General features: G+C 71.7%; 19 protein-coding genes. 11 read left to right on the top strand and 8 right to left on the bottom strand.

The genetic code is table 11. The features are described 5' to 3' along the window. Positions 1-23: 23 nt before the first annotated feature. Genes Afe05nite_RS27665 through Afe05nite_RS27645 form a run of 5 tightly spaced genes read right to left on the bottom strand, consistent with a single transcriptional unit; the run spans position 24 to position 4103 of the window. Positions 24-260 (bottom strand): ferredoxin, encoded by a 237-nt coding sequence (locus Afe05nite_RS27665; RefSeq protein WP_203820152.1) that lies wholly within the window; start codon positions 258-260, stop codon positions 24-26. A 7-nt stretch (positions 261-267) separates the two neighbouring features. Then, a complete protein-coding gene (locus Afe05nite_RS27660) occupies positions 268-1470 on the bottom strand; it encodes a cytochrome P450 (protein ID WP_203820151.1) in 1203 nt (400 codons plus the stop codon). Next, complete coding sequence (locus tag Afe05nite_RS27655; protein WP_203820150.1) at positions 1460-2509, bottom strand: LLM class flavin-dependent oxidoreductase; 1050 nt, start codon at positions 2507-2509, stop codon at positions 1460-1462. The genes Afe05nite_RS27660 and Afe05nite_RS27655 overlap by 11 nt, the downstream gene beginning before the upstream one ends. A 36-nt stretch (positions 2510-2545) precedes the next feature. Further along, positions 2546-3067, bottom strand: a complete 522-nt coding sequence (locus tag Afe05nite_RS27650) for an anthrone oxygenase family protein (RefSeq protein ID WP_239118233.1) — start codon at positions 3065-3067, stop codon at positions 2546-2548. Positions 3068-3071: 4 nt separating this feature from the next. Then, entirely contained in the window at positions 3072-4103 is a 1032-nt protein-coding gene (locus Afe05nite_RS27645) for a methyltransferase (protein ID WP_203820149.1), read from the bottom strand. Positions 4104-4322: 219 nt separating this feature from the next. On the opposite strand from Afe05nite_RS27645, the gene Afe05nite_RS27640 reads away from it, so the two are divergent. Continuing rightward, complete coding sequence (locus Afe05nite_RS27640) at positions 4323-5120, top strand: SDR family NAD(P)-dependent oxidoreductase (protein WP_203820148.1); 798 nt, start codon at positions 4323-4325, stop codon at positions 5118-5120. Between the two features lie 24 nt (positions 5121-5144). Here Afe05nite_RS27640 and Afe05nite_RS27635 read toward each other — a convergent pair whose 3' ends face one another. Next, complete coding sequence (locus tag Afe05nite_RS27635) at positions 5145-5825, bottom strand: SDR family NAD(P)-dependent oxidoreductase (RefSeq protein WP_239118232.1); 681 nt, start codon at positions 5823-5825, stop codon at positions 5145-5147. Positions 5826-6021: 196 nt separating this feature from the next. On the opposite strand from Afe05nite_RS27635, the gene Afe05nite_RS27630 reads away from it, so the two are divergent. From Afe05nite_RS27630 to Afe05nite_RS27620, 3 genes are read left to right on the top strand one after another with little or no spacing between them, the layout of a single operon-like run. After that, on the top strand, positions 6022-7065 hold the full coding sequence (locus tag Afe05nite_RS27630; RefSeq protein WP_203820146.1) for a methyltransferase: 1044 nt from the start codon (positions 6022-6024) through the stop codon (positions 7063-7065). A 16-nt stretch (positions 7066-7081) separates the two neighbouring features. Beyond that, the gene (locus tag Afe05nite_RS27625) at positions 7082-8149 is read left to right on the top strand and encodes a methyltransferase (protein WP_203820145.1); all 1068 of its coding nucleotides are present in this window, start codon (positions 7082-7084) and stop codon (positions 8147-8149) included. Between the two features lie 6 nt (positions 8150-8155). Next, positions 8156-9331 carry a nucleotide disphospho-sugar-binding domain-containing protein gene (locus Afe05nite_RS27620; RefSeq protein ID WP_203820144.1) on the top strand — a complete coding sequence of 392 codons (1176 nt, stop codon included), beginning with the start codon at positions 8156-8158 and terminating at the stop codon, positions 9329-9331. Positions 9332-9391: 60 nt separating this feature from the next. On the opposite strand, the gene Afe05nite_RS27615 is transcribed toward Afe05nite_RS27620, so the two are convergent. Then, the gene (locus Afe05nite_RS27615) at positions 9392-10390 is read right to left on the bottom strand and encodes a carbohydrate kinase family protein (protein ID WP_203820143.1); all 999 of its coding nucleotides are present in this window, start codon (positions 10388-10390) and stop codon (positions 9392-9394) included. A gap of 294 nt (positions 10391-10684) precedes the next feature. Here Afe05nite_RS27615 and Afe05nite_RS27610 point away from each other — a divergent pair, with 294 nt between their 5' ends. The 3 genes from Afe05nite_RS27610 to Afe05nite_RS27600 are packed head-to-tail and all read left to right on the top strand — an operon-like array spanning position 10685 to position 14249. Further along, positions 10685-12388: an acetyl-CoA carboxylase carboxyltransferase subunit alpha gene (locus Afe05nite_RS27610; RefSeq protein ID WP_203820274.1), complete on the top strand. Its 1704-nt coding sequence runs from the start codon at positions 10685-10687 to the stop codon at positions 12386-12388. Further along, positions 12385-12876, top strand: a complete 492-nt coding sequence (accB, locus tag Afe05nite_RS27605; protein WP_239118231.1) for an acetyl-CoA carboxylase biotin carboxyl carrier protein — start codon at positions 12385-12387, stop codon at positions 12874-12876. Before Afe05nite_RS27610 ends, accB begins: the two co-directional genes overlap by 4 nt. A 20-nt stretch (positions 12877-12896) precedes the next feature. Then, the gene (locus tag Afe05nite_RS27600) at positions 12897-14249 is read left to right on the top strand and encodes an acetyl-CoA carboxylase biotin carboxylase subunit (protein ID WP_203820142.1); all 1353 of its coding nucleotides are present in this window, start codon (positions 12897-12899) and stop codon (positions 14247-14249) included. On the opposite strand, the gene Afe05nite_RS27595 is transcribed toward Afe05nite_RS27600, so the two are convergent. Beyond that, complete coding sequence (locus Afe05nite_RS27595; RefSeq protein WP_203820141.1) at positions 14240-14767, bottom strand: MarR family winged helix-turn-helix transcriptional regulator; 528 nt, start codon at positions 14765-14767, stop codon at positions 14240-14242. The genes Afe05nite_RS27600 and Afe05nite_RS27595 overlap by 10 nt on opposite strands. 215 nt (positions 14768-14982) lie before the next feature. Between Afe05nite_RS27595 and Afe05nite_RS27590 the strand changes: the two genes are divergently transcribed. From Afe05nite_RS27590 to Afe05nite_RS27575, 4 genes are all read left to right on the top strand, one after another. Further along, positions 14983-16689 (top strand): MFS transporter, encoded by a 1707-nt coding sequence (locus Afe05nite_RS27590; RefSeq protein ID WP_203820140.1) that lies wholly within the window; start codon positions 14983-14985, stop codon positions 16687-16689. Positions 16690-16739: 50 nt separating this feature from the next. Continuing rightward, a complete protein-coding gene (locus Afe05nite_RS27585; RefSeq protein WP_203820139.1) occupies positions 16740-18389 on the top strand; it encodes an FAD-dependent oxidoreductase in 1650 nt (549 codons plus the stop codon). Positions 18390-18405: 16 nt separating this feature from the next. Continuing rightward, on the top strand, positions 18406-19026 hold the full coding sequence (locus tag Afe05nite_RS27580; RefSeq protein ID WP_203820138.1) for a toast rack family protein: 621 nt from the start codon (positions 18406-18408) through the stop codon (positions 19024-19026). A 100-nt stretch (positions 19027-19126) separates the two neighbouring features. Next, positions 19127-21196 carry a multicopper oxidase family protein gene (locus Afe05nite_RS27575; RefSeq protein ID WP_203820137.1) on the top strand — a complete coding sequence of 690 codons (2070 nt, stop codon included), beginning with the start codon at positions 19127-19129 and terminating at the stop codon, positions 21194-21196. Positions 21197-21338 lie beyond the last annotated feature (142 nt).

Genomic DNA, 21338 nt, shown 5'->3' with positions numbered 1-21338 from the left:
AGGGATGGACGGTGCGGTGCCGATCACTCGGCCAGGTCGTGCGGCGCCACGACCCGGCTGGTGGCCGTGTCGAAGACGGTGATCGCCGCGAGGGGGCACGATTCGGTGGCGTCCAGGACGGCGTCGTCCGGATCCACCACGGGGTGCACGGGGGACGACCGCAACATGTCGTCCACCGCGAACCGGCCGGGGGCGACCGTGGCGCAGATGCCCGTACCGCGGCAGCGGCTGCGGTCTATCTCGATCCGCCAGGTGTTCATCGCCGGCTCACCAGTCGACCGGGAGGTTGGCCAGGGCCCGGGCGGTCAGCCCGGTCTTCCAGGTCAGCCACTGCTCGGGGACGGCCAGGTGCATCGTGGCCGGGACCCGCCGCACCAGGGTCTCGATGGCGATCTGCATCTCCATCCGGGCCAGCTGCGCCCCCAGGCAGTGGTGCACGCCGAAGCCGAAGGCCAGGTGGGGGTTGTCGAGTCGGCCGATGTCCAGGCGGTCGGCGTCGTCGAACACCGTCGCGTCGTGGTTGGCCGAGCCCAGCGCGCAGATCACCGCCTCGCCCCGCCGGATCGTGACTCCCGCGATCTCCAGATCCTCCAGCGCCACCCGCAGCTGGGTGCCGGTGAAGACGAACGGGTTGTACCGCAGCAGCTCCTCCACCGCCGGGCCGATGAGCTTCGGATCGGCGCGCAACCGGTCGAGCTGCTCGGGGTGGCGCAGCAGCAGGAAGAGTGCGGTGCCCAGCGAGTTCGCGGTGCTCTGGTGCCCCACCGTGAGCAGGATGAGGGCGAAGTTGAGCAGCTCCTCCTCGCTGAGCTTGTTGCCCTCGTCGCGGGCGTGCACCAGCAGTCCGAGCAGGTCGTCGCTGGGGGTGGCCCGGCGCTGGGCGATGAGGTCGGCCAGGTACGACTCGATCCGGCCCCGGGCCTCGCCCACCTCCTCCCGGCTCCGGTCGCCCAGCGCGAAGATGATCTCGCTCCAGGCGTGCAACCGGTCGCGGTCCTCGTACGGCACACCGAGCAGCTCGAAGATGACCTTGATGGGCAGGCTCAGCGCGTAGCAGCTCATCAGATCGACCGGCCGCGGTGCCACCAGCACCAGGTTGACCAGCTCGTCGGCCTTCTGCTGGATGTGCTTGCGCAGGCCGACCACCCGCCGCGCGGTGAACGCCTGCATCACCAGGCGGCGCAGCCGGGTGTGGTCGGGCGGGTCCATCCCGAGGATGGTCTTGCCGCCCGGGGTGGTGTTACCCATCCGGGGCGCGTCGGGCGCCTCGGCCGCCGCCCGGCTCAGCCGGGCGTCCGCCAGGGCCGCCCGCACGTCCGCGTAACGGGTCAGCAGCCAGGCGCGGTCGCCGGTGGGCAGCGTCACCGGCGCCACCGGCTCGTCGGTCCGGAGGGCGGCGAACTCCGGCGGCAGCTCCAGCGAGCCCGGAGCGACGAACGGAAATCGCAGGTGGACCTGATCAGTGGACATGGCGCTCCTTCGTGGTGAGCGGGGACAGCGCGGCCGACGCCGCGGCGGCGACCCGGAGGGCCTCGAGCCGCTGCTGCGGATCGGCGGCGAACGGCGACAGCGCGATCGTGGTGACGCCGGCGGCCGCGTACGCCGCGAGCCGGTCGGCGATGCGGTCCGGCGGACCGAGCAGCGCGGTGGCGTCGAGGAAGTCGAAGGGGACGGCGGCCGCCGCGCCGTCGAGGTCGCCGTCCCGAAAGCGCTGCCAGATCGTCGCCGCCGCGGCGCCGTGGCCGGACTTCTCCAGGAACGCGTAATAGAAGTTGTGGGCGCGGTCGCCGAGGCTGACGAAGCGGGCCACGTAGTTGCGGATCGCGTCGGCACAAACGGCCGGATCGGCACCGACGACGATCGGCACCGACGGGATCACCTCGAAGCCGGCCAGGCCGCGGCCGGAGCGGGCGGCGCCGGCCCGGATCCGGCCGAGCGCCTCGGTGATCCGGTCCGGCGAGCAGAAGACGCCGAACCACCCGTCGGCGATCTCGCCGGCGAGCTCCAGCGCCCGGGGTCCCACCGCGGCCAGGTAGATCGGGATGTCCGGGTTGATCAGCCGGCCCGGCAACCGGAACGGCTCACCCCGGCCGCCGGGCAGCGGGATCCGGAAGTGCTCGCCGAGGTGCACGACCGGCTTGCCGGCCAGCGCGGCCCGCAGGATGGCCACGTACTCCCGGGTCCGGCCCAGCGGCCGGTCGAACGGCGCGCCGTGCCATCCCTCCATGACATGCGCGTTGGCGCTGCCCAGGCCGATGCGGAAACGGCCGCCGGACAGCCCGTCCAGCATCGCGGTGGTCATCGCGGTCATCACCGGCGTGCGTCCGGGCATCTGGAAGACACCGGCGGCCAGGTGGATCCGGGTGGTACGGGCGGCGATGTAGCCCAGCAGGCTCGCCGCGTCCGAACGGTAGCCCTCGGGTACGAAGGCGATCTCGTAGCCGAGCCGTTCCGCCTCCTCCACCGCCTCGCCGGCGCCCTGCTGCGGCACGTTGACGGCCAGTCGCATGCGTTGCCTCCTGTCGGGTCGAGCCAGCACGGTGGATCAGGCGAGCACGGTGGCGGAGCCGAGCACCGCCAAGGCGGTGAACGCCAGGGCGGTGCGCAGCAGGTTCCAGTTGCGCCAGAGCCGGCGGGGGTCCTGCCAGTCGGCCGGGACGGCGCCCGGATCGAGCCCTTTGACCCGCCGGTTGATCGGCACGTTGCACAGGTGGGACACCCCGGAGACGCCGAGCAGTAGCACCGCCGCCACCGCGTACAGCACGCGCGTCGTCCGGTCCGGCGCCAGGAAGGCGAGCACCAGGGCCAGTGCCGTGCTGCCCAGCACGATGGCGGGCATGGTGGGGTCCCAGTGCCGGCCGATCAGCTTGTGGGTGTAGACGTAGCGGTCCGCCGGCATCGCCTGCAGCGCCGGCATGACGCTGAGCGCCACGGCGAACAGCACGCCCGCGGTCAGACCGCTTCCGAGCAGGACCAGCACACTCAGCGTCCGGGCCACGACTGCCTCCTCTCCCGGCCGGCCCGGACGCTCGGCGGCACTGTCGGCCGTCGCGTCCGGGCTCGGCACGCTCTCAGTCCTTGTAACCGGCCACGAGGATGTCGTTGGTCTCCAGCACCTTCGCCTCGGTCCGGGCGAAGCCGGCCGTCCGCATCCAGCCCTGGCAGTCCTCGACCGCGTACTCGCTGCCGCCGTGCGTGACGACGAGCATGGTGAGGCTGGTGAGAAGGTTGTTCAACGGGCTGAGCTCGTCGTCGAGCATGGGGTCGTAGACCAGCACCACCCCGCCCGGGCGCAGCGACTCGAACGCCTTGCTGATCAGCTGCTGGCGCCGCTCGGGCGACCAGTCCTCGAGCACGTGGCCGAAGACGATGACGTCCGCGGTGGGCAGCGTGTCGGCGAAGAAGTCACCCCCCTGGAAGGAGATCCGGTCGGCCAGTCCCAGCTCGTCGACGTGGTCGCGGAACGCCGCTTCCACCGGGGGCAGGTCGAAGACCGTGGCGGTCAGATGAGGGTGCGCCTTGACCAGCGCGGCGGCCAGGTTGCCGCGGGCACCACCGATGTCGACCACGGTCTTGCGGGCCGACCAGTCGAAGGACTCGGCGAGCACCGGCCCGACGGCGGAGTTGAGCGCGTCCATCATGGCGATGAAGTCGCGCATCTGCGCCTCGTCGCGGTACAGGTGCTTGAACATGTTGTCGTCGCCGTGCCCCTCGACCTGCGACTCGCCCGTGCGCAGCGACTCGGTGAACCCGCCCCAGGCCTGGTAGAGCACCCGGTTCGAGCGCTCCAGGAAGCGGCCGACGTAGGTCGGCTTCCCCTTGACCAGGTAGGTCTCCGCGGCCGCGGTGTTGCGGTACCGGCTGTCCTCGCGGTGCAGCAGGCCCAGCTTCACCAGGGCGTTGAGGAAGTCCCGGGTGCCGCGCGAGTGCAGGCCCAGCCGTTCCCGGATCTCCGGCTCGGTGCCTGGGCCGTCGGCGTCCAGGACGCTGAACAGGTCGATCTCGTTCGCGGTCAGCAGCACCTTGGCGCTGCCGAAGTCCATGCCCAGCTGAATGATGCCCGGCAGATCGAGCGTCGTGTTCTGAGGAGTGTTGCTCGCCATGAGCGAGGTCCTTTCCGTTGGCATTGACGCGTTGAAGCGCTTGGGAGCCACGCGGCGAAGCGATGCTCGGCGGGGCCGCGACCCATGCTGTGAGCACCCGCTGGACCGGTGCTGGAGGGGTGCTGGAGTCCAGCCGGGTTCGAGTGCGCGCCGCTACTGACGTAGCGAGGACGTACGGGCGGTCCTGCCGTGCGCCTGACGACACGAGGAGGAGTACCGATGGAATTGGGTCTCAAGGACCGGGTGGTCCTGATCACCGGCGGCAGCGGGGGGATCGGCCGGCCACTGGCTCAGCAGTTCGGTGCCGAAGGCGCGCACGTGGCTCTCACCTACCACCGGCGGGCGGAGACGGCCCGGGGGGTGGTGCGGGACATCGAGATGGCCGGCGGCTCGGCGATGGCGGTGCCGTACGACCTCACCGACCGGGCGTCGATGGATCAGGCGGTGGCGGCCGTGACCGACCGGTGGGGTGACATCGACGCCCTGGTGGTCAACGCCTCAGCGACCGGCGGCCCGAACCCGCGGCCGGAACCCTTCGACCAGATCTCGCCCAGCACCTGGGAGCCGCAGTTGCGGACCGAGGTGGAGGGCGCGTTCCACACCGTCCAGGCGGTGCTGCCGACGATGCGGCGCCGCAGCTGGGGCCGCATCGTGTTCATGTCGGCCAGCATCGTGTTCCGGGGCCGCGCGGGCGACGAGGCCTACACCGCGGGCAAGGCCGCGCTGCACGGCCTCAGCCGCAGCCTGGCCACGGAGCTGTTCGACGACGGGATCCTCAGCAACGTGGTCGCGCCGGGCCCGACGCTCACCGAGGGCCTGCTGGGCAAGCTGCCGCCGGCCCTGCGCGACAAGATCGCCGGACGGTCCCCCGAACAGGCCCGCAAGTTGCTGGATCAGGGCATGCCGCACCTGCGGTTCTCCACTGTGGAGGACGTGACGAATGTGGTCGTCTTCCTGGCCTCGGCGGCCAACGGCAACGTGACCGGCTCGGTGGTCAACGTCGCCGGCGGCCACTGAGCCGAGGCCCGGTTCGCCCGGGTCTCACCACGGCACGGTCCGGCCGGAGCGGAGCAGCACCCCGGTCGGACCGTCGTCCGGCAGCAGCACGGCCGCCAGCACGTCCTGGGCGGCGGCCTCGGGGCTGCGCTGCGCCTCGGGCCGCATGCGGGTTCGTACCAGCCCGGGGTTGACCGCGTTGACCAGCACACCGGTTTTCGAGGTGGCGCGGGCGAACAGGACGGTGGCGGCGTTGAGCGCCGCCTTGGACAGCGAATAGCCGGGGCTGCCGGGGAAGAGGCCGTTGGCGAACGTGCCGATGCCGCTGGACACCATCACCACCCGGCCCCATCCGCGTTCCGTCATCGCGGGCAGGAGCGCGGCCGTGACCCGCCAGGCGCCCAGCGTGTTGACCTCCAGCTGCCGGCGGACGGTGTCGATCGGCACCGTCAGCGGGTCCCGGCCCCAGTCGAGCTGGACACCGGCGTTGTTGATCAGAATGTCGATCGGGCCGGCCCGCTCGGCCAGCCCGGCGACGGCCGCGTCGTCGGTGACGTCCAGGCCCAGCCCGACGGCCTCGCCGGGCAGCTCCCGCGCGGTGGCCCCGGCCTCGCCGGGATCACGCGCGGTGACCACGACCCGGTGGCCCAGGGCGGCCAGCGCGTCCGCCACCGCCCGGCCCAGTCCGCGGTTGGCTCCGGTCACCAGTGCCGTACGCCTGTCCATCGACCGCTCCTTCTCGTCCGCGCCCGCCGTGGTCCACCCACGACACGGCATGGTGCGCCGCGGTCCTGGAGGCGTGATCGATCGCGGCGCGACGCCCGCCGGGAGCATCCACCGGCGCTCCAGCCGGGCGCGAGATCTGGTTGCGACGGTGAGGCCGGCCGCCGCCCGGCGGCCCCACGACTCGGGAGGACGATCGGTGTCGGAGACGGGTGACAGCGGCGGGTTCGCGCCCATCCAGGCGCTGGGGCGACTGGCCCCGTACCACTGGTCCGCGGGGCTGGTGATGCGCGGGCTGGCCGAGCTGCGCATCGCGGACCAGCTGGCCGGCGGGCCGCGGACCGCGGTGCAGGTGGCGGCGGCGATCGGCGCCCACGCGCCGAGCCTGCACCGCTTCCTGCGGGTGTGCGTGCTGCACGATCTGGTCACCGCCGAGGAGGGCGGCCGGTTCGCGTTGACCGACCGCGGAGCGCTGCTGCGTTCCGACGTCCCCTCGCTGCGTGGTTTCACCATCGCGGTGAACGCGCCGGGGATGACCCGGCCCTGGGAACAGATCGCCGACGTGGTGCGGACCGGCCGGCCGGCGTCCGAGCAGGTCCTCGGGACCAGCCACTGGGACCACTACGCGAAACATCCGGCCGAGGCGCGGGCGTACGTCGAGACCTCGGCGACCCTGTCGGCGGAGGCGGCGGACGCGCTCGTGCGAACCATCGACTGCACCGGGGTGCGGCGGGTCGTCGACGTCGGGGGCAGCCCGGGGACGGTGCTGGCCGCGGTGCTGGACGCCGCACCACAGGCCCATGGTGTCCTGCTCGACCTGGACTGGGCGGTGCCGTACGCCGAGGCGGAGCTGGCCCGGCGCGGGCTGGCCGGCCGGACCGAGACGGTCGGCGGCGACTTCCGGGTGGCCGTGCCGCCCGGCGGGGACCTGTACCTGCTCAAGAACATCCTGTGCGACCTCGACGACGACACGGCCGCCACGGTCCTTTCGGTCTGCGCGGCGGCCGCGCCGGCCGGTGGCCGGCTGGTGGTCGTCGACTGGGAGGACACCGGGGACACCTCGCACGTCCACGCCAACGACGTGGAGTTCATGGTGCTCACCGGAGGCCGGGTTCGCACCGGTGACGAGTACGAGGAGCTGCTGCGCGCCGCCGGATTCGAGCAGGTACGGCGGACCCGGCTGAGCGGCTTCGACCGAGCGCCGATCGTCGTCCTCGAGGGCCGGCGCGGCACGCATGACTGACCGGAGGGCAAACGCGATGACGGACCGCACGACAACTGTGGAGAAGGACGTGGCCCAGGCCTGCGAGGGAGCCCCGGTGATCGGGCCCCCGCCGGTGCAGGCGGTGGCCGAGCTGGGCTGGGGGATGTGGGCCAGTGCGGTGGTGCAGGCGGGCGCCCAGTTGCGGCTGGCCGACGCGATAGGGGAGGAGCCGGTGTCCATCGCCGAGCTCGCCGCCGCCGTCGACGCCGATCCGGACGCCCTGACCCGGCTGATGCGGGCGCTGGTGTCGTTCGGCATCTTCCAGCAGGTTCGTCCGGGCTGGTACGCGCACAGCACGCCCTCGCGGGCGCTGCGCAAGGATGCCCCGGTCCCGCTGACCGACATCATGCTGACCGGCTCGGACTGGGGCTGGGCGATGTGGGGCAAGCTCGCCGAGAGCGTGCGCAGCGGCAAGTGCGCCTTCGTGGAGCACTACGGCAAGGACCTGTTCACCTATTTCGCGGAGGACGACAACGCGGCGGGAGCGGCCGCCCTTCGCGGGTTCGCGGCTCAGTCCCGGGCGACGAACCCCCTGGTGCTCGACGCGCTGGACATGTCGGGCGTGGGCACCTTCGTGGACGTCGGCGGCGGGCACGGCAGTGTGGTGCTGTCCCTGCTCAACCGGTATCCGGACGTCCGCGGTGTGCTGTTCGACCGGGAGCACGCCATCCGGTCGGCGCTGCTCGAGCTGACCAGCCCGCCGCTGGCCGAGCGCTGCACGCTGGTGGCCGGGGACTGCTTCGAGTCCGTACCCGCCGGTGACCTCTTCCTGATCCGTCAGGTCCTGCACATGTGGGACGACGACGCCTGCATCACCGTGCTCCGCAACTGCGTGCGCGTGGCGCGGCCGGGCGCTCGCGTCGTGCTGCTGGAGCAACTCGTCGCCGACCCGCCGGAGACCCCGTGGGACGCGTTGATGGACCTGCACATGCTGCTGGTGATGGGGGGCCGGGAGCGGACCGCGGAACAGTGGGCGGACATCTTCACCCGGGCGGGGCTGACCTACTCCGGGGTCACGGCGACCGGCACCCCGCTGCGGCTGGTCGAAGCCCGGGTGGCCTGAGCCGCCATGCGCGTTCTGTTCGTCAACTGGGGTTGGCAATCACATCTCTTCCCGATGGTCCCGCTGGCCTGGGCGTGCCGGGCGGCCGGGCACGAGGTCCGGGTGGCGACACAGCCGGGGCTCGTCCCGGTCGCCGCCGCCACGGGTCTGCCGGTGGTGCCGGTCGGCGCGGACGTCGACGTTCCGGGACTGGTCCGCGGTTACGCGTCCGGGGCGCCGGTGCCGGCGCCCGTACCGTCCGCGGCCGGTCCGTCCGCGCCCGGTCCGACCGGGCCGCCGCGGACGCCGCGGGCCCTGGCCATGGTGGTGGCGTTGGCCGAGGCCATGACACCCGACCTGCTCCGTCTGGCCCGCGACTTCCGGCCGGACCTGCTGGTCTTCGAGACGACCACGTGGGCCGGGCCGCTGGTCGCCGGCGCGCTCGGGGTGCCGTCGGCCCGGTTCCTCTATGGCGTCGACATGCTCCACGCGTTCCGGGGGGCCGCGGCCGGGGCCCTGGCTCCGCTCACCGGACGGCTCGGGATCGACCGGGTCGACGTCGGCGGCGACCTGGTCGTCGACCCGGCGCCGGAGAGCCTGCGGCTGCCGGTGGACTACCGGCCCCAACCGATCCGGTACGTGCCGTACAACGGCACGGCCGCCGCCGCGCCGGTGCTGCCGCCGCGCGGTGACCGGCCGCGAGTCTGTGTCACCTGGGGTACGACCATGTCCAAGCTGGGCGGGCAGCGCTTCCTGGCGGGCGAGGTCGGTCGCCTGATCGGCGCGGATCATGAAGTGCTCTACGCGGTGACCGACGAGCAGGCCGGGCAGTTGGGTGAGGTGCCACCGGGTGCCATCGTGTGCCGCTCGGTGCCCCTGCATCTGGTGCTGGAGACCTGTGCCGCCGTGGTCCACCACGGTGGTGCGGGGACAATGCTGACCGCGCTGACCGCCGGCCTGCCCCAGGTGATCGTTCCGCAACTGCCGGACCACGCCACCCACGCCCGTCAGCTGACCGGTGCCGGGGCCGGGCTCACGCTCGACCGTGCCGGTTGCGACGCGCCGGGCCTGCGCGAGGCGTTGGCGGCGCTGCTCGGTGAACCGTCGTTCGGGGTCTCCGCGCGGGCGGCGCAACGACAGATGCACGACCATCCGACCCCGGTCGAGCTGGTGCCGGTGCTGGAAAAGCTCGCCGGCGTCTGACCACCATCCACGCGACGGCCCCGGGGAGTGATTCCCGGGGCCGTCGCTCGTGGTGACCGGTCACACCCGGCTCAGTGCCGGTTCGGTGGCGAGGCGGCTCAGGATCTGGTCGGCCACCTCCGGTCCGTACGCGGTGCTCAGTGTTTCCCGGGCGGACGCGTCGTCCCAGTCGTAGTCCTGCGGTCCCGGCACGACGAGCGAGCGGCCGGCCAGCAGACATCCGAGCTGGGCGGCGCGGACCAGATCCAGGCCACGTGTCGCGGCGGCCAGGAACCCGGCCCGGAACGCGTCGCCCGCGCCGGTGGGATCCACCGACTCGACGACGCCGGGCGGCCGGACCTCGACGGCGCTCTCGTTCGCCCGCTGCAACCGGACGCCGGCCGGTCCCAATGTGGTGACCCACGTTCCGGCCCGGTCCAGGACCTCCTCGGTGCTCCATCCGGTGCGGCTGGTGAGCAACTCGTGCTCGTACTCGTTGGTGAACAGGAAGGCCGCGCCGGTCACCAGCCGGCGGACCGACTCGCGGTCGAGCAACGCGAGCTGCTGGGAGATGTCCGAGGCGTACACGTAGCCGCGGGCCCGGCACTCGGCGACGTGCCGCAGCATCGCCTCGGGGTCGTTGGCGCCGATCAGGACCAGGTGCGGACCGCCCACCCGCTCGGCCAGTTCGCCCAGACCGATGTGCCGGGCCTCGGACATGGCCCCGGCGTAGAACGAGGCGATCTGGTTCTGGGCGGCGTCGGTGGTGCACACGAAGCGCGCGGTGTGGTGCCGCGGTGAGACCAGGACGCCGGAGGTGTCGACGCCGTGGTCCTGCAGCCAGGTGCGGTAGTCGGCGAAGTCCGGGCCGACGGCGCCGGCGAGCACCGGGCGCAGGCCCAGCAACCCCAGGCCGTACGCGATGTTGGCGGCGACTCCGCCGCGCCGCACCACCAGGTCGTCGACGAGGAAGGACAGCGAGACGGTGTGCAGCTGCTCGGGGATCAGCTGCTCGGTGAACCGTCCGCTGAAGGTCATCAGATGATCGGTCGCGATCGAACCGGTGACGAAGACCCGCATGACGCCCCCTCAGCCCGCGGTCGGCCGGCGGCCGGCGTCGATGGTCTCGTCGGGCTGATCCGGGTTCGGTGCCGCCCCGGTGGGGGTTCGTGTCGTCACTGTCGTCTCCGTTTCGGTGCGACCGGCTGTGGATGCGCACCGATGCTTGCCGCTGCCGGCCCAGGACAGCTCCACGAACGCTCGACGCGGCGTCGAGCCGCCCGTCGGCGGGCATCTCCAGCGCGCTTCGACCAGTCCTACAGCAGCCTCGGCCGAGAATGACCCGGTCGGAGGACAGGAGTGATCGATATGTCAATGCTCGACGTGAGCCGTACGACGGTCCAGGCGATCAACGAGGCACTCGACGGCGAGGACTGGCAGCGCTGTCCCCGGTGTGGTGACCTGGTCTACGGACGCAAGCTGGCCCGGCTGCGCCAGGTCTGCCCGGGGTGCGGCGTCCACCATCGCCTCACCGCTGCCGAACGGATCGACCAGATCCTGGACGAGGGCTGGGAGACTCTGCCCGCGTCCGCGCCGGTGCTGTCCGACCCCCTGGAGTTCAGCGACCAGCGGCCGTACCCCGACCGCCTGGCCGGTGCCCGGCGGGCCACCGGTTTGGACGACGCGGTGCTCTGCGCCCAGGGCACGGTCGCGGGCCAGCCCCTGATCATCGCCGCGATGGACTTCCGTTTCATGGGCGGCAGCCTGGGCGTGGCGGTGGGGGAGAGCATCACCGGTGCGGCCGAGGTCTGTCTGGCCGAGCGGGTGCCTTTCCTGATCGTCACCGCCTCGGGGGGCGCCCGCATGCAGGAGGGTGTGCTGGCGCTGATGCAGATGGCCAAGACCAGTCAGGCGCTGGCCGCCCTGGACGAGGCCGGCGTGCTGACCATGTCGCTGCTCACCGACCCGACCTACGGCGGGGTGGCCGCGTCGTACGCCACCCTCGCGGACGTCATCCTCGCCGAACCCGGTGCGCACATCGGGTTCGCCGGTCCCCGGGTGATCCAGCAGACCATCCGGCAGGAGCTGCCGCCGGGCTTCCAGACGGCGGAGTTCCTGGCCGCGCAGGGGCTGGTCGACCTGGTGACCCCCCGCTCGTCGATCCCGGTGACCATCGCCCGGATCCTGTCGGCGTTGCGCCCGGCCGAACCGGTGGCGTCCGCCCGCACGCTGTTCACCGACCCCGGCGAACTCGCGCAGCGCGACGCATGGGACACCGTTCAGTTGTCCCGGCACGCCGACCGGCCGACCACTTTGGACTACGCCGGTCACCTTCTCGAGGTGTTCCAGGAACTGCACGGCGATCGGGTGGAAGCCGACTGCTCGGCGATCGTCGCCGGGATCGGCCGGCTCGACGGGCGGCCGGTCGCCCTCATCGGTCCGCAGAAGGGGCACAGCACCCGCGACCGGATGGCCCGCAACTTCGGCATGCCCACGCCGGCCGGATACCGCAAGGCCGCCCGGGTGATGCGCCTGGCCGAGAAGCTCGGCATCCCGGTCGTCACCCTGGTCGACACTCCGGGCGCCTACCCGGGTCTGGAGGCCGAGCAGCGCGGGCAGGCCTGGGTGATCGCCGAGAACCTGCGATTGATGGCGCAGCTCGCGGTGCCGGTCGTGGCCGTCCTGACCGGTGAGGGCGGCAGCGGTGGAGCCCTGGCGCTGGGGGTGGCCGACCGCGTCCTGGCACTGAGCAACGCCACCTACTCGGTGATCAGCCCGGAGGGGTGTGCGGCGATCCTGTGGAAGAGCTCGGAGGCCGGCCCGGAGGCCGCGCGGGCGCTGCGCATCGGGGCCGCGGACCTGCTGCGGTACGGCATCGTCGACGGTGTCGTCCCCGAGCCCGGCGACGGGGCGCACACCGATCCGGCCGCGACGGCGGCGCTGGTGCGGTCGGCGGTCGCCGCGGAGTTGGCCGACCTGTCCTCGCGCAGCGGCGCCGACCTCATCAGTGAACGCCGGCGCCGGTTCCGGCGCTATGGCGTCGACAACCCAGCGGAAGGGGACACCCAGTGGCGGTGAACGGTACGGAGCGGGCCGAACAGCTCTTCAAGGTCATGGGGCAGCGGGTGATCCGCGACGTGGCCGAGTCCTGCGGCTCGGTGCGCCGCATCCGGGTGGCCGCCGGGGATCTCAGTCTCGAGGTCGAGTGGCCGGGGGGCGAGGTGGTCGCGGTGCCGGTCGCCCCGGTGCCCGACGGCGTCTCGTCGCGGCCGGCCGAGGCGCCGATGGTCCCGGAACCGGCCGCGCCGGTGCTCAGCGAGGCCGGGGTCGTCGTACGGGCGCCGCTGGTCGGCACCTTCTATCACGCTCCGGAACCGGGCGCCCGCCCGTTCGTCGCGGTCGGCGATGTGGTCACGGCCGACGACCAGGTCGGCATCGTCGAGGCGATGAAGCTGATGAACCCGGTGTCGGCCGAGACGGCCGGCCGGGTCACCGAGATCCTGGTGACGGACGGGCAGCCGGTGGAGTACGACCAACCGTTGATGGTGATCCTGCCGGTCGACTGACCGGTGGTGGAGGGAGACCGATGTTCAGCACAGTTCTCATCGCCAACCGGGGCGAGATCGCGCTCCGGATTGCGCGGACCTGCCGCGAGCTGGGGATCCGAACGGTCGCGGTGTACTCGACCGCCGACCAGGACGCACCGGTGGTCCGCTTCGCCGACGAGGCGGTGCACATCGGACCCGCTGCCCCCCGGCGCAGCTACCTCAACGCGGCGGCGATCGTCGAGGCGGCCCGCAAGACCGGGGCCGAGGCGATCCACCCCGGATACGGATTCCTCTCCGAGGACCCGGACTTCGCCGAGATCTGTGCGGCCGAGGGCCTGACCTTCATCGGGCCGCCGCCGGCGGTGCTGGCCCGGCTGGGCGACAAGGCGCGGGCGCGGGAGGTGATGGCCGACGCCGGTCTGCCGGTCCTGCCGGGTGGCAATCGGACGGTCGACACCGTCGCCGAGGCCGTCGAGCGGGCGTCGTCGGTGGGTTTTCCGTTGATCATCAAGGCGGCCGCGGGCGGCGGTGGCCGGGGCATGGCCGTGGTCCGCGAGCCGCACGACCTGCCCCGCATCTATGCCGAGGTACGGGCCACCGGGCAGGCCGTGTTCGGCGATTCGCGCGTCTACCTCGAGCGCTATCTGGACGGGGCCCGGCACGTCGAGGTCCAGGTCCTGGCGGACTCCCACGGCGGCGTGGTGCATCTGGGCGAGCGTGACTGCTCGGTGCAGCGCCGCCGGCAGAAGCTGGTCGAGGAGACGCCGGCGCCCGGCCTCGCGCCCAAGACCGCCGCGTCGTTGCACGAGGCCGCGGTACGCGGCGTGCGGGCCACCGGTTACGTCGGGGCGGGCACGTTCGAGTTCCTGGTCACCGGGGACGGCGAGTTCTACTTCATGGAGATCAACTGCCGGATCCAGGTCGAGCATCCGGTCACCGAGATGGTGACCGGTGTCGACCTCATCGGCGAGCAACTGCGCGTCGCCGCCGGCTATCCGCTCACCCTCACCCAGGCGGACGTGCAGCCCCGGGGCGCGTCCATCGAGTGCCGGGTGAACGCCGAGGATCCGCGGCGGGGCTTCCTGCCGACCGCGGGCACGGTGACGACGTTCCGGGCGCCGGGCGGGCCGTTCACCCGGGTCGACACCCACCTTGAGGCGGGGCAGCGGGTGACCGCCGATTACGACCCGATGCTGGCCAAGGTGGTGGTGTGGGCGCAGGACCGCCGACAGGCGATCGCGCGCATGCAGCGGGCGCTGAGCGAGCTGGCCGTCGAGGGTCCGGGGGTGCAGACCACGGTCCCGTTCCTGACCGAGGTCCTCGCCCATCCCCGCTTCCTCGACGGAAAGCACACCACCACTCTGGTGGACGAGATGACGGCTCAGGCCTGACCGGCGGGGCGCTCCTTCTGGAGGCGCCCCGCGCCGTCACCCCAGGCCCGGAGTTTGGTCATCTCCTCGTAGGTGATGGGCCCGGCCCGCTCCACGAAGTCGACGAGCACCTCGAGCTGCTCGTCGGTGTACCGCTCGAAGAGCTTCTCGGTGGCCGCGCCCAGTGAGGCGAAGAACCGGTAGATCTCCGCCGCCCCTTCGAGCGGCCGCACGATCACCCGCCGCCGGTCGTTGACGTCGCGTTCGCGCCGGGCGTATCCGGCGGACTCCAGCCGGTCCAGCGCGCCGGTGATGGCGCCGGTCGTCAGCCCGGTCTGCTCGGCCAGGGTCCCCGCGGTGGTCGGCCCGGTCATCTCCAGGATGCCGAGGCAGTTGAGGTCACTGACGTTGATGCCGAGTCGATCCGCGACCGCGTGGTGGAAGAGCACGGACCGTGACACCAGCGCGCGCATGCCCTCGTCGAATTCTGCTACCAGCGCCTGCCGATCACGGGGCGCGGGCGATTCCTGGCTTGACATGGGGCACCTCATCGTTAGGCTGGTAATAATCACAGTAGCTAAGATAATCAGTCCGAGCCTATACTCAGTAGGCTCGAATAATCAGCAGGTTAGTACAACGTTCAACTAAGAAAACTGTTCACTGAGATGGTTAGCGACTGATGCATCGAGAGCGTAGCCGCCCCGACGCCCGGTCGAACAGTGTTCACATCCGCCATCCACCGAGGGTGTACGCCATGACTGCCACGCGATCCGCCACTCCACCCGACTCCCGACGCAAATGGGCCCTCATCGTCGTCCTGCTGGCGGCGTTCATGGACCTGCTGGACTCGACGATCGTCAACGTAGCGATCCCGTCGATCCAGTCCGACATCGGTGCGTCGTTCGCCCAGGTGCAGTGGATCATCGCTGCCTACCTGCTGAGCTTTGCCGTCCTGCTGGTGACCGGCGGCCGGCTGGGTGACATCTTCGGACGTCGCCGACTGTTCCTCATCGGCGTGACGAGCTTCACCCTCGCGTCCGCCCTCTGCGGCCTGGCCTCCAACCCGGAGCTGCTCATCGCCGCCCGGGGACTGCAGGGCCTGGCCGCCGCCCTGATGGTGCCCCAGGTCCTGTCCATCGTGACCGCCACCTTCCCGCCGGCCGAGCGCGGAGCCGCGCTCGGTGCCTTCGGCGGCCTGGCCGGCCTGGCCACCGTCGGTGGTCCCATCCTCGGCGCGGTGCTGACCGACCTCGACCTGTTCGGCTGGCAGTGGCGCACGATCTTCCTGATCAACGTGCCGGTCGGCATCCTCACCCTCGTCGCCGCGTTCGTCGTCGTCCGGGAGTCGCGGTCGGAGCGGCCGTTGCGGCTGGATCTCGTCGGTGTGGTGCTGCTCGCCGCCGGCATGCTGCTGCTGCTGGTGCCCCTGGTCGAGGGGCGCGAGCGGGGCTGGCCGGCCTGGACCTTCATCTCGATGGCCCTGGCCGTGGTGGTCCTGCTGGTGCTGGTCCGTCAGCAGCGCGCCCGGTCCGCCCGCGACGGATCACCGCTGATCGCCATGAACCTGTTCCGGCTGCGGTCGTTCAGTGCGGGACTGTCGGCGAACCTCATCTTCTTCACCCTCGTCACCGGGTACTTCCTCATCTTCACGCTGTACCTGCAGGCGGGCCTCGGCTACTCGGTGCTGAAGGCGGGCCTGACCGGCATCCCCTGGTCCTTCGGCACCAGTTTCGCCGCCGCCATCTCGGCGACCGTGCTCACCAAGCGGCTGGGCCGCAAGGTCCTGGTCATCGGGGCGGTGCTGTTGGCGGCCGGGTTCGCCGGGATCGGGCTGACCACCGAGCTGGCCGGCACCGACGTCACGCCGTGGCAGCTGCTCCCCGCTTTGCTGGTCGGCGGCATCGGGATGGGCATGATCGTGGCACCGATCCTCGACTTCATCCTCGCCGAGGTGCCCACCGACGACGCCGGTTCCGGATCCGGCCTCGTCAACGCCGTGCAGCAGGTGGGCGGGGCGATCGGCATCGCGGTCATCGGCGTCATCTTCTTCAGCTCGCTCTCGCACGCGGCCGGTCCGCAGGTCACCGCGGTCGCGCCCGAACTGCGAGCCCAGCTGCAGCAGGAGGGCGTGCCGGCCGAGACGCAGGACCGCATCATCGCCGGCGTGCGGCAGTGCTTCGAGGACCGCATCGACAACTACGGCGGCCCGGAACCGCAGAGCTGCCGGCAGTCCGACGCCGCGAGTCCGGCCGCGGCCACCGCCATCGGTTCCGCCGCCAATGAGGCCCGGGGCGAGACCTTCACCGTCGCCCTGCGGTGGTCGCTGGGGGCGATCATCGCGCTGGTCCTCGTGACCCTGCTGCTGATCACTCGGCTGCCGCGAGAGGCGCACAACCACGAGGAGGCGCTCCTCGCCGAGGCCGACGACGACGCCGCCACCGGGGCGATCGCCACGCGCTGACACCCGCACCGCCCGTGCCCGATCCATATCGCGTCCGAGAGGTGAGAGACATGACTGACGAAAGCCGGCCGGTTCTGATCGTCGGCGGCGCCGTGGTGGGACTGTCCGCAGCCCTGTTCATGGCCCGCCGGGGAATCCCGGTCCTGCTCGTGGAGCGGCACCCCAGTGTGCTGCGGCACCCGCGAGCGCGAGTGATCAACCCCCGGACCGTCGAGGTCCTGCGGTCGGTCGGGCTCGGGGACCGAATCTTCGCTCTTCGCTCCCTGACGTCCGACCTGGCCGAGAAGACGATGGTCCGGGCCGCGCACCTGTCGGCTCCGGAGATCTTCGCCGTGCCGATGGCCGAGGAGGCCCCGGGTCTCGACGCGGAGGTCACCCCGGCCGACTGGTGTTCGATCGACCAGGACAAGCTGGAGGAGGTGCTGGCCGAGGAGGCCGTCGCGGCCGGCGCGGAGATCCGGTTCGAAACCGAACTGGTCTCCTTCGAGTCCGACTCGGACGGTGTGACCGCGGTGCTGCGGGACGTGCGCAGTGGTGCCGAGCGCACGGTTCGGGCCGATTATCTGGTGGCGGCGGACGGCCGGGCCAGTGCGGTGCGGGAGGCCCTGCAGATCGGCTCGAGCGGCCCGGGCACTCTGGTGCACCAGCTGAGCATCGTCTTCAAGGCCGACCTCAGCGCCCCGCTGCGGGGCCGGGACCTCGGACTGGGCTACTTCGACGAGCCCACGCCGGGCACCATGCTGATGCCGCTCGACGGGGATCGCTGGGTGTTCTACACGCCCTACGACCCGGACGCGGGCGACGGGCTCGACGCCTGGGACGAGCAGCGGTGTGTCGACGCGGTCCGCGCCGCGGTCGGCGTCCCGGACCTGACCGTCGAGGAGATCGACGTGCAGATCCCGGCCACCGGTACGAAGATCCTGGGCTTCGAGATCGCCGCCGCGGTCGCCGGGCGGCTCCGCTCCGGCCGCGTGTTCCTGGCCGGCGACGCGGCGCACGCCGTGCCGCCGACCGGGGCGCTGGGGGCCAGCACCGGCATCCAGGACGCGCACAACCTGGCCTGGAAGCTGGCGGCCGTGGTCAGCGGTGCGGCCGGACCGGAACTGCTCGACAGCTACGAGGCCGAACGCCTCCCGGTGGCGCGGCTGACGGCCGACTACGCGCTGCGGGAGATGCAGGAGCGCAGTGGTCCCGGGGACGAGGCCAACGACGCGATCAGCTACGCGGCGATGATCCTCGGCTACGTCTACCGGTCCGGAGCGGTGCTCGGCGCCGACCCGGACGGGCCGGGCGCGTTGTCCCCCGATCGGCTCGGCGCACCCGGCACGCGGGCGCCGCACCTGTGGATCCAGGGCACGACGGGCAAGCGGTCCCTGCTGGACTCCTTCGACGGCGGTTGGGTGGTCGTCACCGGGACGGCCGGCCGGCCCTGGGCCGAGGCGGCCGCGAGGGTGACCGATGCCGGTTTCCCGGTGCGCGCGGTCGTGATCGGCTCGGCCGAGGCGGTTGACCTGGATCAGCGCTGGCCGGCGGCGTACGGCGTCGAACCCGGTGGTGCCGTACTCGTCCGACCGGACGGTTTCGTCGCCTGGCGCTCGGCCGAACCGGTCGCCGATCCCGTCTCGGCCCTCACCGACGCCCTTTCCGCGCTGCTGCACGTCTCCCTGCCGGCCGCATCCACCGACTCCGTACCCGCCTGATGTCAGAAGGAGCACCATGACAGCCGACCAGATCATCGAGTCCGAGTTCGCCGAGGCCCTGGGTAGCACGGTGTCCGGCACGCTGCAGTTCCTCAACGGGGCGTCCGACCTGGAGATCAAAGGCGACTGGCTGACCAGCGACCTGTACCGCGCGCATTTCAGCGGTCACCTTCCGGACGTCACGACCAACGACGGCACGGTCTCCGTCACCTATCCGCGGCGCCCGTTCGTCCGGCGGCGCCACGGCGCGGTGAGCCTCAACGCCTCGGTGTCCTGGAGCATCGACATCAACCGGGGCGGGGCGGAGATCAACGCCGACCTCACCCGGATCCGCCTGCGCTCCTTCGTGATCCAGGGCGGCGCGAGCAACGTCACGCTGTTGCTCGGCGAGCCCAGCGGCGTCGTCCGGCTCAGCTTCGACGGCGGCGTCAGCGCGCTTACCGTCGTCCGGCCGCGCGCGGTGCCGGCGATCGCCCGGATCCGCCGCGGTGCCGCGGCGATCCATTTCGACGGCCAGGAGATGGACGCCGTCGGCGGCGCTCTGCAACTGACCACGCCGGAGGCCGACCAGAAGTCGGACCGGTACGAGATCGATGTGCTCGGCGGGGCCACCTCACTGCGGGTGACCACGGCCTGATCCGACCTCAACCCGCCCGCCGGCGGTAGGCGGCTCCCGTCCCCCCGTCGGGAGCCGCCTACCGCCCTATCCGCCCCCATCCGACACAGCGGAGCAGTTCATGTTTGCCACATACCAGCAGCTTGACTTCATCCTTCAGCTGGTCCTGTTCCCGGTCTGGCTGGTGGCCGCGACAGCCGCCGGCCGGCTCGCTCGCCGGCCGGACCAGCGCCGGCTTCGCCGTACCGCCCGTCTTTTGACCGGCTGGCTGGTGCTGGCCCTGGTACTGGTGCTGGGCCGGGTGTTCGCGGCCGCCATGATGGGCCGGTCCGGGTGGATCTTCATCGCCGACCGGATCGCGCTGTCGCTGCTCGCGATGGTCCCCGCCGCGCTGGCGGTGGTGGTGCTCACCCTGCCGCGGCTGGTCCGGCTGGCTCGATCGGCGGGCGGTGGTCGCGGCACGCCGGTGACGCGGGAGCAGCTACGCCTGGCGGTCTCGCCCGGCCTGACGGTACCCGTCCGGTTGGCCGCCTTCGCCTCGCTCCTCGGCTTCTTCGAGAAGTTCCTCCCGGTGGACAACAAGCCCGTCTTCGTCGTGACTATGCCGCTGCTGGCGCTGGTCGTGGTGGGGGCCGCGCTCCTGGCCTCGGCCCGGCAGCGGGTGCACCTGGTCCTGGCCGGCCGGCGTGCCCCGGCGGGGCGCCGATGGGCGAAACGCCTGGGCGCGGTGGCGGTGGTGCTGGCGCTGGTCGGCTTCTACATCACCACCGGACTGCGCGACAAGATGCCCGCGACGTTCAGCATGATGGAGGGCGAGTCCGACTTCGGCGGCGGCGCCGCCGTCCACGACCACGGCGGCCAAGGCGGTGCCGGTGGCGCCGGGTCGGTAAGCGTCACCGATCTCACCGGACCGGCTCTCGGTGCCCCGGACAAGCGCTTCGAGCTGGTCGCGGACGAGAAGAAGATCAAGCTGGCGTCGGGTGCGGAGGTCGACGCATGGGCTTTCAACGGTCAGATCCCCGGCCCGGAACTGCGGATGACCCAGGGTGACGTCGTCGAGATCACGGTGGTGAACAAACTCGACCACGATCCGGTCGCCGTGCACTGGCACGGCCTGGACGTGCCGAACGCCATGGACGGCGTCGCCGGAGTCACCCAGGACGCCGTGGCACCCGGTGGCAAGTTCGTCTACAAGTTCCGTGTCGACGAGGTGGGCACCCGCTGGTATCACTCCCACCAGGCGGCCTCCGAGCAGGTGGCCCGCGGCCTGTTCGGCCCGATGGTGATCGAGCCGCGGACGCCGGTCACCGCGGCGCAGGACGTCTCCGTGGTGCTGCAGGACTGGGCCACCGACCGCGGCAAGGTCACCGCCTTCGGCACCGCCGACCAGCTGGACCGGCGCGCGTTGCCGGCCGGCACCCAGGTGCGCCTACGCCTGGTCAACGCCGCCAACACCACGCACGACCTGGCCGTGCTCGGCGCGCCGTTCCGGATCGTCGCGCTGGACGGCACCGATCTGCACGGCCCGACGGAGCTGCGGGATCGCAAGCTCGTCGTGGGCTCCGCGAGCCGGGTCGACGTCGAGTTCACCATGCCGGCCGGCCCGGTCCGGCTGGCCGACCTCGGAGATCCCGGCAGCGGTCTGCTGTTCTCCCCGGACGGCCAGGGCGATCTGAAGATTCCGGACGGCCTGGACGCGGTGGACGTGTACAGCTACGGCACGCCGACGTCGACTCCCTTCGGTCCGGACAGTCACTTCGACCGTACCTACAAGATGGTCTTCGACGGCGGTCTCGGCTTCTACAACGGCGGGTTCGCGCTGCGGCAGGCCATCAACGGCGCGGTCTTCCCCGACGTCCCGATGCAGATGGTCACGGAGGGGGATCTCGTCCGCCTGAAGTTCATCAACCGCGGCGAGGAGGACCATCCCATGCACATCCATGGGCATCACTTCCTCGTGCTGTCCCACAACGGCAAGGACGTCTCCGGAAGCCCGTTGTGGCTCGACACGGTCGTGGTCCGTCCGGGCGACATCGTCGAGGTGGGCCTGCGGGCCGACAATCCCGGCGTATGGATGGACCACTGTCACAACTTCGACCACACGAAGCTCGGCATGGTGATGCACCTGGCCTACGCCGGGGTCAACAGCCCGTTCGTGGTGGGCGGCCAGGCCGGTAACCACCCGGACTGACCGGGCGCGGCAGATGCCGGGCGGTGGCCGATCCCGGTCACCGCCCGGCTTTGTCCGGACTCCGGCTCGACCGGGGCTCGTCCGAGCCTGGAGCACGCCAGGCGACCCTTCCGTACGAGGCGAAGCCGCCGGACGGGAGGAA

Source organism: Paractinoplanes ferrugineus (genome assembly GCF_016862195.1).
GTDB classification, from domain to species: domain Bacteria; phylum Actinomycetota; class Actinomycetes; order Mycobacteriales; family Micromonosporaceae; genus Actinoplanes; species Actinoplanes ferrugineus.
The sequence above is the reverse complement of the archived record's forward strand: the minus strand, read 5'-3'. Positions and strand labels throughout refer to the sequence as shown.

Excerpts from the sequence above, each read along its gene's own strand:
- Afe05nite_RS27645 (WP_203820149.1), bottom strand. The coding sequence starts at position 4,103 with ATGGCGAGCAACACTCCTCAGAACACGACGCTCGATCTGCCGGGCATC.
- Afe05nite_RS27635 (WP_239118232.1), bottom strand. The coding sequence starts at position 5,825 with ATGGACAGGCGTACGGCACTGGTGACCGGAGCCAACCGCGGACTGGGC.
- Afe05nite_RS27580 (WP_203820138.1), top strand. The coding sequence starts at position 18,406 with ATGACAGCCGACCAGATCATCGAGTCCGAGTTCGCCGAGGCCCTGGGT.
- Afe05nite_RS27610 (WP_203820274.1), top strand. The coding sequence starts at position 10,685 with ATGCTCGACGTGAGCCGTACGACGGTCCAGGCGATCAACGAGGCACTC.
- Afe05nite_RS27585 (WP_203820139.1), top strand. The coding sequence starts at position 16,740 with ATGACTGACGAAAGCCGGCCGGTTCTGATCGTCGGCGGCGCCGTGGTG.
- Afe05nite_RS27575 (WP_203820137.1), top strand. The coding sequence starts at position 19,127 with ATGTTTGCCACATACCAGCAGCTTGACTTCATCCTTCAGCTGGTCCTG.
- Afe05nite_RS27595 (WP_203820141.1), bottom strand. The coding sequence starts at position 14,767 with ATGTCAAGCCAGGAATCGCCCGCGCCCCGTGATCGGCAGGCGCTGGTA.
- Afe05nite_RS27640 (WP_203820148.1), top strand. The coding sequence starts at position 4,323 with ATGGAATTGGGTCTCAAGGACCGGGTGGTCCTGATCACCGGCGGCAGC.
- Afe05nite_RS27590 (WP_203820140.1), top strand. The coding sequence starts at position 14,983 with ATGACTGCCACGCGATCCGCCACTCCACCCGACTCCCGACGCAAATGG.
- Afe05nite_RS27615 (WP_203820143.1), bottom strand. The coding sequence starts at position 10,390 with ATGCGGGTCTTCGTCACCGGTTCGATCGCGACCGATCATCTGATGACC.
- Afe05nite_RS27660 (WP_203820151.1), bottom strand. The coding sequence starts at position 1,470 with ATGTCCACTGATCAGGTCCACCTGCGATTTCCGTTCGTCGCTCCGGGC.
- Afe05nite_RS27655 (WP_203820150.1), bottom strand. The coding sequence starts at position 2,509 with ATGCGACTGGCCGTCAACGTGCCGCAGCAGGGCGCCGGCGAGGCGGTG.
- Afe05nite_RS27620 (WP_203820144.1), top strand. The coding sequence starts at position 8,156 with ATGCGCGTTCTGTTCGTCAACTGGGGTTGGCAATCACATCTCTTCCCG.
- Afe05nite_RS27600 (WP_203820142.1), top strand. The coding sequence starts at position 12,897 with ATGTTCAGCACAGTTCTCATCGCCAACCGGGGCGAGATCGCGCTCCGG.
- Afe05nite_RS27625 (WP_203820145.1), top strand. The coding sequence starts at position 7,082 with ATGACGGACCGCACGACAACTGTGGAGAAGGACGTGGCCCAGGCCTGC.
- Afe05nite_RS27665 (WP_203820152.1), bottom strand. The coding sequence starts at position 260 with ATGAACACCTGGCGGATCGAGATAGACCGCAGCCGCTGCCGCGGTACG.